The sequence below is a fragment of the Fluviicoccus keumensis genome (assembly GCF_004217445.1).
In the GTDB taxonomy this organism is placed as follows: domain Bacteria; phylum Pseudomonadota; class Gammaproteobacteria; order Pseudomonadales; family Moraxellaceae; genus Fluviicoccus; species Fluviicoccus keumensis.
Genome location: NZ_SHKX01000017.1, coordinates 1 through 15,096, shown reverse-complemented (window position 1 = coordinate 15,096; position 15,096 = coordinate 1). Strand labels below are relative to the sequence as shown.

Genomic DNA, 15,096 nt, shown 5'->3' with positions numbered 1-15,096 from the left:
GCGGTGCTTAACGCGTCGTCACCTTCCTGGCTGACGCTCACCGTCTCCCGACGTACAGGGTTACTCCGGTCACCCGGAGGCCCGTTTCGACGTCGCCCAACCCCCCGTTTCCGGGTGTAGGGATGGGATCGATTGGGGGAGTTTCACCCCCAAGCGCCCCTCGCGTGCCGCACCAGCCAAATTTCTCCGGCATGCAGCTTCGCCACGCTTCCCCGGTTGGCGCCGGGGTGGAGCGCATGTGTTGAGTACGGGGGTGGCAGCCCCCGAGCAACGGATAGGCTGGCAACCTCTGTTCAACAGACCGCATCTTACGATGGTGCCTCGTTGCCTGAAACGAAAACTAGGAACCTCTTTTTATCAAAGCGTCATAATATTTTCCGGAGATGCTTCAAAAGCCCCGCAAACCTCATGACAATGAGGTTTGTGCTTTATCAAAGCGTCAGTCAGGGAAAAATGGTGGAGTTTTATTGCACAACCAAAACCGAAGCGATGCAGCGCATCCAGGATTGCGTCAGTCGCGGCGGCTGCCGGTTCTACGTCGCCGGCACGGTGACACTCGCCCGGTTTCAGGCTGTCCGGGCGAAGTTCGCGGACAGTTATGAGACTGGTCTGACCCGCCACCAGATCCGCCGGCGGAAGGAGGGCGGTTGTGCAGTGACCTATGTCGTGTGGTGGTGGAACAAGATCGAGGTGCGATTCTGGTTGTTGATCACGCCCGGCCGCGGCGCGATCTGGCGTCTGGAAACACCCTTGGCGCTCAGTGATCGCGGTAGTCGCCTCAAGATCAACGGCGATTACGAGTTGCTGCTGCTGAGTCGCTCCAGCGCCTCAGGGGGTGATGAGAGTTGGACCTGGCGCCTTGATACCGCCAGTTTTGAGCAGTGGCGTCACCGGCTGGAGCGTTCGGTCAATGTCTATCCGAAAAATCCCTCGCGGCTTTCACAGTCGCTGTACAGCCTTTACCGGATGCCCGGATTCCGGGGAATCCGCCAGCAGGTAGGGCTGCTGGTTGGTGATGCAAGGCGTCAATGGAAAAGTCGCTACAGCAATGCGGATTTTCCGGATACCCCCGGTCTCGGCTATGTCAGTCGGATCAAGGCGGAAATCCAGGATGCCGCGACATTTCTTCAACAGTGCATCAACAGCCACGCCAGACAGGCCATTGCTGAAGCATTACGCATGAATCATGAATCATGAATCATGAAATCCAGTTTCATGACTCACTTTTAACCTCGAATTTGCATTATGGAAGCAGACACATGACAGTGGCAGGCATCGACATCGGCCATAGCGCCGTCAAACTAGCCTTTAGAACTCCTGATGGTTCGCTTAGGCATCGTCAGTACCCCTCGGTCGTTACCCCGGCCATCCCCTTGTCCTTTGATCCACAGCCCGACGTCACCCAGGGAGATACGGTGGAGGTCATGGGCCGCCGCTACTTCGTCGGGCTGACTGCTGTCAGCCAAGGGGCGCAGGCAGCTTCAGGGCTTTCCATGGACTGGATCAATACACCCGAGCATCTGGTACTGATGGAGCGGGCTCAGCGTTATCTCGTCAGTCATCAAGTCGTGCCGGATCTGGTCGTGTTGGGGCTGCCGGTGGTGACTTTTGCTCAACAGCAGGAGGCTCTCTCCATGCAAGGGCTGGATATCTTCAAAACGGATGTGGTCGTTGTGCCGCAGCCATGGGGCGCCTATCAGCATGGTGTTCTCAACGAGAACGGCGAGCACCTGACCAGCAAGGGAACATTGCTGGCCAGTTGGGCTGTGATTGACGTTGGTCATTTCACGACGGACTTCATGTTGATGGAGAAAGGGCGATGGATCGAAGTGGCTTCGGGGTCGTGTGCCGGTATTTACAAGGCAGTGGAACAGCTGAAAAAACTGCTGCATGCCCGTGGCTTGCAAACTTCCCAGTTGGAGTGCGAAGAGGCACTGCGTGCCGGCTACATCCGAAACTTTAATGACCGGTTGTCTGTACAGGTCGAGATTGAGGAGGCTGTAGCTGTTGTCGTGAATGAAATTGTCGACACAGGCACCCGACTGTTTGGAGGAGTTGTCCGGCGCTTGGATGCGGTTTTACTTGCCGGAGGCGGTGCAGACATTATTTACCCGACGCTCAAAGAGCGTTGGCCTCACACCATGACGTCGGATGATCCCCGCATGGCGATAGCTGAAGGGATGCGTCGATGGGGGCTGACCCGCTTACCCCGCAAATAGAGGTGTCTGGGCGATGAGTCGATGGCTATCCAACAAGGACAGCGTCCTGCAATCGAAGAAGATTACCTTCCAGTTGATATTCAAACCGCACGATCCGCTCTTTCCGTGGGCTGCCGGTTTGCCTTGGGGTGCATTCCCGAAGGTGGTGAAGGATCTGCTGGAATTGGCACATTCTCAGGGCGTTCTGACGGAAAACGGATTGGATCTGGTCAGGGGTGGTGGTGCGGCGTTCGCACTTCCGAAGGGGGCGGCAGATGTCGTGCCGGCGCGCGAGGTAGCGGCCTCATCAGCGCAAGTTGAGGCAAGGGAATCCCAGGCTACGGTTGTCGCTCATGAGCCATTCGTCATCCGGCGCTACAAGCCTGCATGACAATGTAACAATATCAGTTTATTTATGTTTTTGCGGCCTATATAATTATTACACTTTGATACATTGAAGAAGGCTAATGCGGAAACCAAGATTATGGTTGCTCGCGCTGCTGGCTGGCAGCTTGAGCAGCGTGCAGGCTCAGGACATCGCTTCAGATAATCTACTGACCCGTCTTCAGAGCCGGTATCCCAAAACCCGGTTCACCGCCGTGAATGCCTCACCGCTAGATGGGATATACGAAGTCGTTATGGGCAAGAACATTGCCTATACCGATGCCAAGGGAGATTTTTTCCTCTTTGGTCATGTCATGGATATGGCAAACCAGCGAGACATCACTGCTGATCGAAAAAAGGCGCTCCAGCGAATCGACTTCAATGCACTGCCCACCGATTCGGCGATTACTTATGTGCAGGGGAATGGCCAGCGAAAGATGGCTGTGTTTTCAGATCCAGATTGTCCTTACTGCCGCCAGTTGGAAGTGGAATTGGCCAAACTCGACAACGTGACCATTTATCTCTATCCCTATCCCTTGGACGGTCTACATCCAGACGCCATGAAGAAGGCCATCTCGGTATGGTGTAGCTCGGAACGGGCGCAATCCTGGCGTGATCTGCTTATTCATCATATTCAGCCAGCGGGTGGCATGTGCGACAACCCAGTTGCTATGAATCGTCAGCTTGCCGAGAAACTGGGCATTTTTGGCACTCCAACCATTATCAGTGCGGACGGACGTCAGACGTCGGGCGCTCTCAAGGCCAGCGAATTGGATGACTGGCTGGATAGAATGCAATGACCCTCAAGTTGTCCCATTCGCTGATGCTGGCGCTTATGCTGCATGGTTCGGTCAGGGCCGACTCGCTTGGAACCTTTGGCCGCGTTTATCCAGTACAGGAGCCATCCATGCTGGAGGCCATTCAGGAGAAGCTGAAAGGATGGGCTGAGGGGGACAGGCTGGCCCAAATGGAGGACGAGTATCGATCTAGGGTCATCGCGTCCATCAATCATCCTTCAGGGCTTTTGATCCCCAAGGCTCAGCAAGCGGCCAGCCATTACTTTGACCCCACCATCATCACAACAGAAGACATCCGTGGTGCAGATGGGGAATTGGTCATTCCCGCCGGTCAAGCAATCAATCCGCTGGACCAGATGCCACTAACCAAGAGTCTTCTGTTCATCGATGGTGAAGATGCAGCACAGGTGGCTTGGCTTCAGCAGCGCCTGAAGCTGGAACCCCGGGCAGTACCCGTATTGGTGGCCGGTTCCTGGCTGCAGTTAAGGCAACGCCTTGAGCGCCCGGTGTATTTCGATCAGCAGGGATTCATGACCGGACGGTTGGGTGTCAGGGCAGTGCCGAGCCGGGTATATCAGGAAGACCGGAGAATCAGGATTGATGAAGTCGCTCTGTAGGGCCGGAGTGTTTGCGGGCCTGATCTCGCTGTCCTCCACAGCAAGTGCCGTGGGCTGTGCCGGGAAGTTCATGAACCCGATTACGGATATTTGCTGGTCTTGTGTCTTTCCGATCACGCTATTTGGCAAGGCAATCGATAAGGGCGGCCAGTTGGATACGGCGAGTGGGCCGACCGGGGTGTGCGCTTGTAACGCGAACATCGGTATTCCAATCGGATTCTGGGAGCCGGTGCGGCAGGTGGACATTACGCGTAAACCCTATTGCCTGGTGGGACTGGGCGGAGTGGAAGTCGGTGGGGGTAGCGGAGGGTTACCGGCTGATACACCCGGCTATGTCAGTAAACCACTGGTCGAGTCCGAGCAGAGGGAAGCCTTCTTCCACGCCCACTACTACATCAACCCCGTTATGTACTACATGGAGTTATTGCTGGATGACGCCTGCATTGAGCGGAAGGGATTTGATCTGGCCTATTTGACCGAGGCGGATCCCACCTGGGTGGATGACGAACTCAACAATCTGTTCAATCCCGATGCCTTTCTCTACGGCAATATCGCCGCCGTGACCGCGTGTAGCGCGGATTGCATTGCAGCGACCGTGGGCAAGCCGCTCAGCGCCCTGTACTGGTGTGGCGGTTGCAACGGGCAGGTGTACCCCTTGGTGGGCAGAAACCTTTACCACACCGGCGGAGTGAAAACCTCATCTTTGCTGACGCAACGACTGCTGGCCAAGATGCACCGTGAGGGGATCATGTGGTCGGCATCCGGCAAAGCCGGTATGTGCGGTTACTACCCACAAATCCTCATGGACAAGACGCAGTACAAATACCAGATGACCTATCCGGTGCCCCAGACCACCAAGATTGCCGGGCAGTGCTGCCAGCCCTTTGGGCGTAGCACCATTCTCTGGGAGGCCGGGAAAGAGTTTCCGGTGAAAGGTGAAGACTTCAGTTACCTGATCTTCCGCAAACGTGACTGTTGTCAGGGAGCCATTAAGTTTTGAAGGCACTCATGACTCTGGCTGTCCTGGGAGTGGCTTCGGGGCCATTGATGGCGGCTGATCGGCCAGAGGATTTCCCCACCCTTACTGCGCTGGAGCAAAAGCAACGTGAGTTGCAGCCGATCATTCGCCGCGATCTGCAGCAATCGCCATCAGCGGCACAATCTATTGATGAGGCGTATCTCCGGACAGCATTCCCCAAGATAGAGATCTCTCCAGCCATATCCGATACCCAGCACGCTGGCATCGATATCGACCGGTGGGTCGATACCTTTGAGAATGCCGATGCCGTCAGAGTGCGGAATGAAGCGGTGGTGCTGCTGTTTGTCAGTGCCAGCATTCCTGAGAAGACGCTGACCAACCTGCTGGAACAGGCAAGGGATAGGAACATCAAGGTGGTGTTTCGCGGCGTAACAGGGGACAACCCGTTGAGCTTTAGCCATTTTCGCCGATTCCTGACAGGTCTGGGATTAAACCGCTATCCGGAAATCGACATCAATCCGGTGGCATTTGAACGATTTCAGGTCAGAGAAGTTCCGGCCTTGATTGTCAGCCTGCCATCGGAAGGGGCGGAAGACTCCGGCTGCCAGGTCGTAGGTCGATCTGCCATCGTCTATGGAGATGTCCCGGTGCAATTTTCCCTGGAGCGGATCGTCAGTGAGGGGGAGCCTGAACTGGCGGCTGTGGCGAAAGGTTATCTGATAAAAGGGTCACAACCTTGAAAGCCGGACTACTCCTGACCAGCTTGTTTTGCGGTATGGCTTGCGCGGCTCCAGGAGCAGATTCAGCAGCGGCTTTTCCCTATGCTCCACTCCCGGCTACGGGGCTACCAGCACAACCTCTGACATCGGACTCGGCATTTCAGGCGGGAAAGAATTTTGCAGCCGATACGCGGGAGGCTGCCGGGGGGATGATCAATATCCGGTCTGCGGAATACGCATTGCCGGGATACGACCAGACGCCGGCGCTGGCAGGAGCCTTTGACCCGTTCCAGTTGCCAAAGGCACAGGGAACCGCCCGCCAGCAGGCTTGTGCAAAGGCCGACCTAAGCAAATTGCCCGAAACGGACCGGCGGGAGTGCGAAGCTATCAACTATCTGACTAAACGGGTGAATACCGCGAAGTTCACGCTGGACCGTCAAACTGACCCGCTTTTCAAAACCTATCACGAGGCTGAAACGATATCGGCCAGCCTGGGAAATATGGACTGCCAGTTACCGGGCCAGCCTTCCGGAGATCCATCCCACAAAGAGCTGACGTGTAGGGAGAGCCTGGTGAAGTCCCGTCAGACCTGCCGGGATAAACTCTCCGTCAGCGCCCAGGAGCGGGATAGGGATTTTGACTATAGCTTTACCCTCAATACCGACCTCCGCAAGTGGAGGGCCTTCTGCAATGATAATGAGTCCGGTCGTTTCAGTGCCTACAACTTCCCGCTGCATAAAATTGTCCAGTCAAACGGGAAAACCTATCGCTACATCGGACTGGAAGCCAGCCACCAATGGGGATATGAAGCCTCCTGCCTGATGGAGGAAATGAGTTGCGAGCGGACTTCGTGCGACCGCAGCGGCAATTGTTACTGTATCAATCCCTCTCCTTCCGGAGTGATCGTGCCACGTAACGAGTTTCTCCATGTGATGACGTGGTGGGGGGAGGAGGACGATGCCGATATTTGGGTGACCGTCGACCTGGAACATAAGACCGCTGAAATCAATGATGCGCAGTTGCTCGACAATGGCGGCGTCATCATGTCCTGGTCGGCAGATCCGCTTCAGATGCAGGGCAAAACGGAAATGTCGGTGCTTGACGCCCCCCAGGACTTCCAATGCGCCCATGTCAAACCCAGCAATATCCGGATATTGGCGAATGCTTCCGGAGGTGCCTGCGAAAGCGGGCGAGGATGCACCGTGGGCGCGGCCTCCGTCGCGGAGGTCGATTACCAGCACTGTAAGGTCAAACTGCTTTTTGGGAAGTCAGGGGGGGATTTTCACTATTTACACAATGGTTGGGGCGCGCGCTGGACCAACAAACTGACGTTACGAATGTTTGGTACTACCGTGGAGATGGTGGATAACTGGAACAGCCAGTGCCCCGATTTACCGGAGGCAAAGCCATGAGCCGCCATTGCGGGGCAATGTTTTTAGCCTTACTGGTATTGCATCCCCTCATGGTGCATGCAGGTGCTTGCAAGTTACTGTCGAAGCGCTGCGTGGACGGTCCGTCTACCAAGCAGATCGGTGATTATGCTGTGGCGCGTGATTGTTGGCAGTGGGAAAAGCAATATGAATGCGAATCATCTTCTGCCGACAATGCCTGCGCCGGATTGAGAGCGCAAGGCTGTTACGAGTTGGCGTCCACCTGCCTTCCGGATGCTGACGGGCAATGTCAGGCGGTTGAAAAACGCTACCGCTGTGACTCGGGCGGAGCGGCAGGAACCAAGGAGACAGCCTGTACTGTGCAATCCTTTTGCACAGATGGAGCTTGTTTTGACACCGGATACACGCCCGATGGCGATGTAGCTTCTGCGATAGCCAATCTGGAAGCGCTGCGTGAGGCGGGGCGCTATTACGATCCGGCCAGCGGACGATTCTTTAACGGGACGGGGAATGACTGCCGTGAGGGGTGGGGCGGCTTGCGGGGTTGTTGTGATGTCGATACCCAGGCGAGTGCCGGACGAGGTGATACCACCAATCAGGTAGCCTTTGCCGCCGTCATGAGTGTTGCCGAATATGGCTATGACTACGCCAAATTCAAGGCAACGCCCTATGTGCACGATATTCTGGCGCAGGGTAAGGCCATGCTCAGCGGTGCTCAGGCAGCGACCGCCGCATCGACGTCGGCATCTGGCACCTCGGCTGCGGCATCATCCGCCACGGCGCCTGCTTTCAATTTTTCTTTCATGGGCTTTGGCTGGACCTCGGGCGCGGTTGCGGAGACGTCCACCATGGGGGTTCAGTCCACGTCACTGGGTAACGGGTTCTATTTCAATCCCATGGCGTTTGCCCTGGCGGCCGCCATTATGGTGGTCATGGAGTTGAGCAGTTGTGAACCGGAAGAACAGCAGTTGGGGATCAAGCGGGGCAAGGGGCTGTGCTATCAGGTAGGCACATACTGTTCGAAGGATTCTGTGACCGGCTGCCTGGAGAGCAAAACCGCTTTTTGTTGCTACAACTCCAAATTGGCGAAATTGATCAACTATCAGGGCAAGGGGCAGTTGCATCAGGGTTTAGGTACTCCCGAAGAACCAAACTGCGGCGGATTTTCTCTGGAAGAGTTCCAGCAACTGGACCTCAGCAAGATGGACCTGTCCGAGTTCTACGCGGACATCATGCCGGGGAACACCACCCGGGAAGGCGTTGTCGAGGATGCCGGCTATTGGCAGCAGCGTGCAGAGGACCGCTTTGAGAAGGCCCGTGAATATCAGACGCCGGATGTCAGCACCGACCCGGCCGCGCAGGGGTCGCTGCAGCCATGACAATCTGGCGGCTGGGGGTGCTGATGATTGGGCTGCCGATGGCAGCAAAAGCGGCCACTGTTCACTCACTCATGGAGCTGGCCAGGCAGCAGGTTGGGCAAAGTGCGCCTCATGAGGCAAGACTGGAAGGCGAACAGGCGGATCATTTCTTGAGACTTACTCATGGCCGTGGTCCGGTGAATATCCAAACCTTTCTGATTCACCCGATCAATCCGGAGTGCAGTCAGATCCGCACGCGGGTTCTGGTGCAACAGGTTCCGCGCCGTGATGGTCTGACCGGTGATTTCTGGATGGACTTCCAGATCAGTCTTTGCCGTGACGGCAATCCTCCCTAAGCATAATCATGAGTATCGGCCAATGAGCTTCACGATCTACTCGCTGGGAGACCTGGCTGTCTTCCAATCGGCGCTCAATGCGGTAGCTATGCTGTTCAATCCGGCAAATCCGGATGCGGGGCTATGGGTGTCCGCCGGCAACAGCTTTGGCGTGGGAACCGGGGTTTATCTGGGGATGTTAATGGCCCTGCTAGTGGCGTTGTATCAGGCCGCCATGAGCGGCCGGGTTGATCTCAAACCGGTGCTGATGCCCTTGCTGGTATATACCCTGATGGTGGTGCCCAAGGCCGATGTGCAAATTGAGGATGTCTATGAAGGAAAGGTGGCCAAGGTCGATCATGTCCCGATCGGCATCGCCATCCCCGGCAGTGTCATCAGTAGTATCGCTTGGCAAGTCACGCAGAGCTTTGAAACAGTTTTCGCGTCAGTCGATGGTAATTATTCATCGATGACCAGCGATAACGGCTTTGTTACGCCGTTGAAGCTACTTAACTCCTTGCGCAGTGCACCGGGCAGCGTGAATGGCGCCTTCCCTTATTTGACACGCTCTTTGCAGGAATTGACGATCAATTGCCTGGTCGGACGGGATGAGTTCAAGGAAAACGAATATCGGCAGAGTACGAGTCCGGTCAGTTATGCCCTGAATGCCGCTGGAGCTGTAGCCGGTCTCACAGTCTACTACAGTAATAGCACTCCATCGGGTGTCGCCAAGTCCTGTGCTGACGCAGCTGACCTGATCAAGGTAGATGCGGAGTCACTCTTTAAGCCATTTCCGAGTAGCGCAGGAATAAGTAACCCCAAAGGTCTGAAAACAATAGAGATCTTCATGAACGCGGGTATCGGGGCCGGAAAAGGCGCGAACGGCAAGGAGCCGTTCCTGTATGAGGATTATGAAAAAGCCTATACCGCACTTGTACATTCCACGGCAGTTCAGGCCAAAAATTTCGTTCTGCTCAGCACTCTGGAGCCGCATATCAGCGCGGCAGCCTATTGCGCTCCCGAAGCAGCGAATGTCGCCGACCTGGCCCGGTGCATGCCCTTTGCGTCGGCCACCGAGCAATGGCGGGAGGACGCGGCGGCCAGCGGAACCTTCTTCTCGAAGATCATGGTGAACGGCATGAATATCATGATTTTCCTGTCGTATGTGCTGTTTCCGATGATGGTGATTGCCATCATGTTGTTGGGCACGAAGGGCGTACAGGCAGCGGGTGCCTATGCGATGTTCACGATCAGCACGCAGATGTGGTTGCCGGTGGCGGCAGTCATCAATTACTTCATACAGCTCCAGGTGATGAATGAAATCTCGGCTTTTGGCAGCCAAGATTTATTGCTGAACGCCTATAACGCCCCTTTGTTTTATGAAAAGGTCTCGACCAAATTGGCCTTGGCAAGCGACATGATCGGCGCCATTCCCTTGCTCTGCATGAGCATCTTTACCGGCAGCATGTTTGCCACGACCAAGATTGCCGAACGGTGGGGCGGTCGTGACTATTACGACGAAAAGGTCAATTCTCCCGAACCGGTAAAGATGGATGCCGTGGCCAATGCTGGCGGATTCTTTGTCTTGGAAGGATTCAGTTCCGCAATCGAGTCACGCGGATTGGCGGACATCCCGTCGGTTGACGTCAGTAGAGGTGTGCAGGCCATGGAGAGATATTCAGTCGGGAGTACCCAGACTATGGCAGACACCCGTGAGTTTCAGCTGATGGAGGGTTTGGGGGAAGAAATCCGCCATGGGAAGGGTGCTGAGGTGAAAAACGTTCTGACCCGAGCACTGGGAGCGGAGCGGGGGTCGCAAATCTATTCCGCCCTGGCTACCGCAAAAGGCGCTCAGGCTGAAGTCAGCACCACCAGTGATCAGAGCGACGGTAGTAACCGGTCTCATGCTGAACGGGATACCCAAGGGGTTGACCATGTAGATGAGACTTCGATGGATAAATCACTTCGCGCCTCAATCGGGTTGCGGGCGGGCTTGAGCGGCAAAGTTCCGGTGATTCCCGGAATTGGCGCGTCTGCCGGACTTGATGCAGGTGTTGAACGCAGCACCACCCGCAATATCCGTGAAGCGGACCGTGTCAGTAGCGGCCACCAGAGTTCCTCCGATTTCATGTCCCAGAATCAGCAGGGGGACCGCAATATCACAGGGGAAAAGCAGACGCTCAATACCCAGGCGGATTCGGGCGCCCGCACCGGAAGCTCCCTGACAAACAGCTTAAGCAACTCGGAAGCGAAAGCAGTTTCGGAGTCAGTACTGCAAAGCGAGAGTTTTCGTCAGGATAAAACCCTGCGGGAGGCGGCCACACAGACATGGCAGGCGAGTGAGCAAGCCGAACGCGCCAGGCAATTGCAGCAGCAAGTGCAACAAGGAGGGCAGATTTCAGCGAACAATATGGTCAGCCGCCTGCAGGAGGATCCGGATTATCGGCAAGCGCTGATGGACCAGACTCAAGACCTGGTAGACCACGGCGACCCGAATTACTTGTTCTGGCAAAACCGGTTGAATGGCTTTGCCGGGCGTGGGTACTCCGATGAGCAGAAGGATCTCGTTGCACGTTGGCAAGCCTTGCATGCCACAGACCGGGATTCGGCATTCCGCTTTGACGCTCGATATTTCGGGGTGGATCTGGATGCGCGCAAACCGACAGTATTGATGCCGGAATCACTCCAGAATCAGGTGGGAGAGCGGTCTGGTGAGGTTGGCCATCTCTCCGGACCAAAGTACTCGCATGAGGATGTTGTAGCGCATTATGAGGACATCAGCCGGAAAGCTGATCGCGCCGTACATCAGGGGGATCATCAGGTTCGCGGCCTGCATCAGGCGGGGATGAACGCAGTCGGAGATCAGGGTGATAGAAATATCAAGTCGATTCCTTCGGAGGATCGTTATTACCGGGACGTGCAACAGGGGCTCACTGATGTTCATCAACGCCTCAAGGATGATCCCAGAGCCAGATTCTTGTTGGATGAGTTGTCGGGTGGAAAGCAGTATCTGGAGGGGCTGACGGCTAAAGACACCTCTCCGGATCGATCACCCGCCGCGGATCGCCGGCGGCAGGAGGTTGCAGAACGTATCCGCTTGCAAGCAGATCTCTATCGGCAAACGCTCTTTCCCGGTGAGTTGAAGCTTTTCAATGAGAGCACGGGCAAGGATTTGGATCAGCAAATTGTGAATCTAAGTCAGGCGCGGCATTTGACGGGTGCCTTGGGGCGGATACAGGTCAATGATCATTCAAAACCGGAGGGCAGATAACCTTGAGCAGCAAACCAGCCAGCCTTCAGGCGATTGGTCGTAGCTCTCGCACGACAATAGCGGTTTTTGTCGGAACGACATGGTTGTCGACGCAGGCGTGGTCACTAGAACAGCCACCATCAAATACCGGTTTGAGTGCAGAAATAAGGATGGCCAGGGAAGTTCTTGAAAACCCCGTTTGGAATCAAGATCCGGTTCAACATATGCGCGCATGCGGCACGTTGGCTTCAGCGGAATGGGCTCAGCAAACGCAGAAGTTCAGGCAGACGGCCGCTGCGTTGTCCGGCGTCCGGCTGGATGGACACGATATTGCTGATCTTGCATCCCGCCAACCCGAGTTGCGAGAGGAACTACGCCAGAAGTCGGAAGGATTGGTGAGCGGTAGCCCGCGACGATACGACGGGTTGATAAGGATGCTTGAACGCAGTCGATGGCGAACTCTATCCACTGAGGGCAAGGATTTAGCAGCGCGTTGGTACTTGCTCCGGGAGCAGAACCTCGACGAAGCCGACTATCTGGCATTACGCCTTTATACCGGGATCAATCCTGAGGCACGTTCAGCCTATTACAACGAGCATTGCCAGTAAAGAAGGAGAAAACGCAGAAAGGGTAATGGCGATTCGGCCGCTGGATCTTTGGATTCGGTGGCCTTCGCCATCGACCCGCACCTCGGGGTTCTGGGGTATGGAGTCATTATGCTTCTTCAGGAGCTTGCGCAGTTGAATGTCGCCCGGTTGACCGTTGAGGAACGTTGGGCATTGATGAGGGCGGCGGAAAAAGCCTCCGAGTATGTGGTAATCAGGCGGGATGCGATCAATAGCCCTAAAGATGCACGGGCGTTGGCGTTTGCAAGGTTGCAGGGGCTGGAAAGGGAAGTCTTTCTGGTGATATTGCTGAATACCCAGAACCAGGTGCTCTACTGTGAGCCCATGTTTCTGGGGACTATCGATTCCTGTGCCGTGCATCCCCGTGAAGTGGCTACCAAGGCGATGGAGGTCAATGCTGCTGCCGTCATCTTTGCTCATAACCACCCTTCGGGACATCCGGAACCTTCAGCGGCGGACATAGCGATCACCAAGCGATTGGTGGAGGCTTTGAAGTTGCTCGATGTCCGGGTGTTGGATCATTTGATCGTTGGGGAAGGGCGCCGCGATAACATCGTGAGCCTGGCCGAGCGGGGATTGATCTGATTACGGGAAAACTGAGGGAGGCCCGCCTTGCGGGTCTCCCTTTTTTCATCTACGAAAAGTTGTAGGTTCGTGTGTTTGCTCGTTCAGGGATCGGCTCACGAAACGGAAGAAATCGTATGCTGGAGTTTCGGACTTTGCATAGTGGTCGAAATTGCCACTGTTCAACTAGTTGGTCTGGCGCCAGATGTATTCTCCCGTAATGTTGCTGTGCTTCTACAGGGTATGATTTTAGCTGATGAATTAGAGATACAGTGAAATGACGTCCTCACCAGAGTTTGATAGTCCTAGCAGTGATGCCGCAGGTATCTATCGACAAAATGCCTTTTACATTCGAATGTCTAGCTTGTTCGATCTGGATCCCATTGAAGGAGCTCCATTGTCGGGAGCAGTGGCAATGCATGCTCACGAGTACGTTCATTTTTTGCACAATGCATCAACCACAGCAGGTCAAGCGTACTTGTTATCGAATCTCATGTTACTGCGGGTAATGGCAGGCGGCTGTGACGATCAGGGCTACTTTCTAGGCATGGATAGCATGCCTGAGGAGGGCCGCAATTCTCTACGCTATGTTGCTGCCGTGATGTGCGAACAACTTGGGGCGACATTTGCGAGAGAACTACAAGATTGCAAGGATGTTTCGAATTGGGAGTGTAGTCCTCCAGATATAAGCGAATATGATGGTATCCCTTCTGTAGTGGCAACCTTCAGCGCCCGAAATGGGAGAAATGAGTCTCGAAGCCAAAGCGTGAACATTGGGCTGGGCTTTATAACAGAGGGCATTGCTTATGAAGTGGATCGCGAGATACGTCATCTAAATGGGATGGCTGAAAGCGAATTAGATTCAGAAACCAGAATTTTTCCTTACCTTGCCTACCGTGTACTTATTCGGAGTTGGTCTGGCCGCGATTTGGATGCTCATGACAGAATCGCGATTGGAGTCGCTGCGTTGGCCAGCCAGTTCTCAGGCCGTTTGTTGGTAACAATCTGTGGCGAACTTAAAAACACAGCTCGATCCCTTGATAGTGTATTAGCTATGGCTAATAAAAGTTGCCTTGACGAGTCTAAGCAAGTGCTTGCCTTGCTGCGCAAACAACGTGACGATCTGAGCAAAGGTGACGTCATCTGGACTGCCATGGGTGAGTATATGAGGCTAGCTGAAGCTGGCGTGCAATTGCGTCAAAATTCATCAGCTCCTGAGTTCGCTTTTTTGTCTCGAACGATGAGTTCTGAAGAGTTTAGAAATTGCATAGGAGGGATGCTTGATTGCCTTGTTATCCAGAGTAAGCCAGGTAAATTGCTGGAAATGTACTGGATTGGTCCAGGGCAGATTGCAAAAGACGACAGATCGATGAGTTTGCCTTGGCGCTCTTCAATCGGCGATGCATTTCAGTCAGCTCCATATTACCGCCGCCGGCTCCGCTGTTTCCACCGCAGCTTTAATTAACCGTCCAACTCAATGTCCATTCGCAGGCGGATGTGAAACAGAGCGAAACGATCATTGTCCATCAGCCTGTGGATCAGCCCCGTGGACTCGTTTTAATCCCTCACGCCCTGGAGAATTGGTTTGTTGGTATGCCGCTGGTGTCAAAGCGCTTGGAAATCACCAAGGAGTCCCTGTCCCCGGTGACCACAATAGAACCGATGAAGATGACATAGGGCTTTAGCATGCTAAAGCCCTATGGGGCTGCATGAGTCCTCCCTAATGGCTTCAACGCCCCCTCCTGTAACAACTTCGAATGTTGCGGTGTGAAATGAGAGGGGTTGACCTGCTAGTGTTTTTTGATACCACCGACAAAGTGAGTCCCCAAGGCCTGTTCTCGTTTTTCGACAGGCGTCTGGTAGCCCAACGATGAATGA

The 15,096-nt window shown here is 54.9% G+C and carries 14 protein-coding genes; all 14 read left to right on the top strand.

The window, feature by feature from the left end:
* Positions 1–408: 408 nt before the first annotated feature.
* The gene (locus tag EV700_RS15980) at positions 409–1,197 is read left to right on the top strand and encodes a hypothetical protein (RefSeq protein WP_130415669.1); all 789 of its coding nucleotides are present in this window, start codon (positions 409–411) and stop codon (positions 1,195–1,197) included.
* Positions 1,194–2,219: a ParM/StbA family protein gene (locus EV700_RS15975; protein WP_130415667.1), complete on the top strand. Its 1,026-nt coding sequence runs from the start codon at positions 1,194–1,196 to the stop codon at positions 2,217–2,219. The genes EV700_RS15980 and EV700_RS15975 overlap by 4 nt, the downstream gene beginning before the upstream one ends.
* A gap of 13 nt (positions 2,220–2,232) precedes the next feature.
* Entirely contained in the window at positions 2,233–2,589 is a 357-nt protein-coding gene (locus tag EV700_RS15970) for a hypothetical protein (RefSeq protein ID WP_130415665.1), read from the top strand.
* Positions 2,590–2,686: 97 nt separating this feature from the next.
* A complete protein-coding gene (locus EV700_RS15965; protein WP_242610296.1) occupies positions 2,687–3,382 on the top strand; it encodes a DsbC family protein in 696 nt (231 codons plus the stop codon).
* On the top strand, positions 3,379–3,996 hold the full coding sequence (gene traW, locus EV700_RS15960) for a type-F conjugative transfer system protein TraW (RefSeq protein WP_130415661.1): 618 nt from the start codon (positions 3,379–3,381) through the stop codon (positions 3,994–3,996). Before EV700_RS15965 ends, traW begins: the two co-directional genes overlap by 4 nt.
* A complete protein-coding gene (locus EV700_RS15955; protein ID WP_130415810.1) occupies positions 3,980–4,996 on the top strand; it encodes a TraU family protein in 1,017 nt (338 codons plus the stop codon). Before traW ends, EV700_RS15955 begins: the two co-directional genes overlap by 17 nt.
* Positions 4,997–5,004: 8 nt before the next feature.
* A complete protein-coding gene (gene trbC, locus EV700_RS15950; RefSeq protein ID WP_130415658.1) occupies positions 5,005–5,715 on the top strand; it encodes a type-F conjugative transfer system pilin assembly protein TrbC in 711 nt (236 codons plus the stop codon).
* A 188-nt stretch (positions 5,716–5,903) separates the two neighbouring features.
* Positions 5,904–7,106: a hypothetical protein gene (locus EV700_RS15945; protein WP_130415656.1), complete on the top strand. Its 1,203-nt coding sequence runs from the start codon at positions 5,904–5,906 to the stop codon at positions 7,104–7,106.
* Positions 7,103–8,464 (top strand): conjugal transfer protein TraN, encoded by a 1,362-nt coding sequence (traN, locus tag EV700_RS15940; RefSeq protein ID WP_130415654.1) that lies wholly within the window; start codon positions 7,103–7,105, stop codon positions 8,462–8,464. Before EV700_RS15945 ends, traN begins: the two co-directional genes overlap by 4 nt.
* On the top strand, positions 8,461–8,799 hold the full coding sequence (locus EV700_RS15935; RefSeq protein ID WP_130415652.1) for a hypothetical protein: 339 nt from the start codon (positions 8,461–8,463) through the stop codon (positions 8,797–8,799). The genes traN and EV700_RS15935 overlap by 4 nt, the downstream gene beginning before the upstream one ends.
* A gap of 22 nt (positions 8,800–8,821) precedes the next feature.
* Positions 8,822–12,049, top strand: coding sequence for a conjugal transfer protein TraG N-terminal domain-containing protein (locus EV700_RS15930; RefSeq protein WP_130415650.1), 3,228 nt, complete (start codon positions 8,822–8,824; stop codon positions 12,047–12,049).
* Positions 12,050–12,051: 2 nt separating this feature from the next.
* Positions 12,052–12,636, top strand: coding sequence for a hypothetical protein (locus EV700_RS15925; RefSeq protein WP_130415648.1), 585 nt, complete (start codon positions 12,052–12,054; stop codon positions 12,634–12,636).
* Positions 12,637–12,693: 57 nt separating this feature from the next.
* Entirely contained in the window at positions 12,694–13,239 is a 546-nt protein-coding gene (locus EV700_RS15920; protein WP_207224705.1) for a JAB domain-containing protein, read from the top strand.
* 256 nt (positions 13,240–13,495) lie between these two features.
* Positions 13,496–14,683 carry a hypothetical protein gene (locus EV700_RS15915; RefSeq protein ID WP_130415646.1) on the top strand — a complete coding sequence of 396 codons (1,188 nt, stop codon included), beginning with the start codon at positions 13,496–13,498 and terminating at the stop codon, positions 14,681–14,683.
* Positions 14,684–15,096 lie beyond the last annotated feature (413 nt).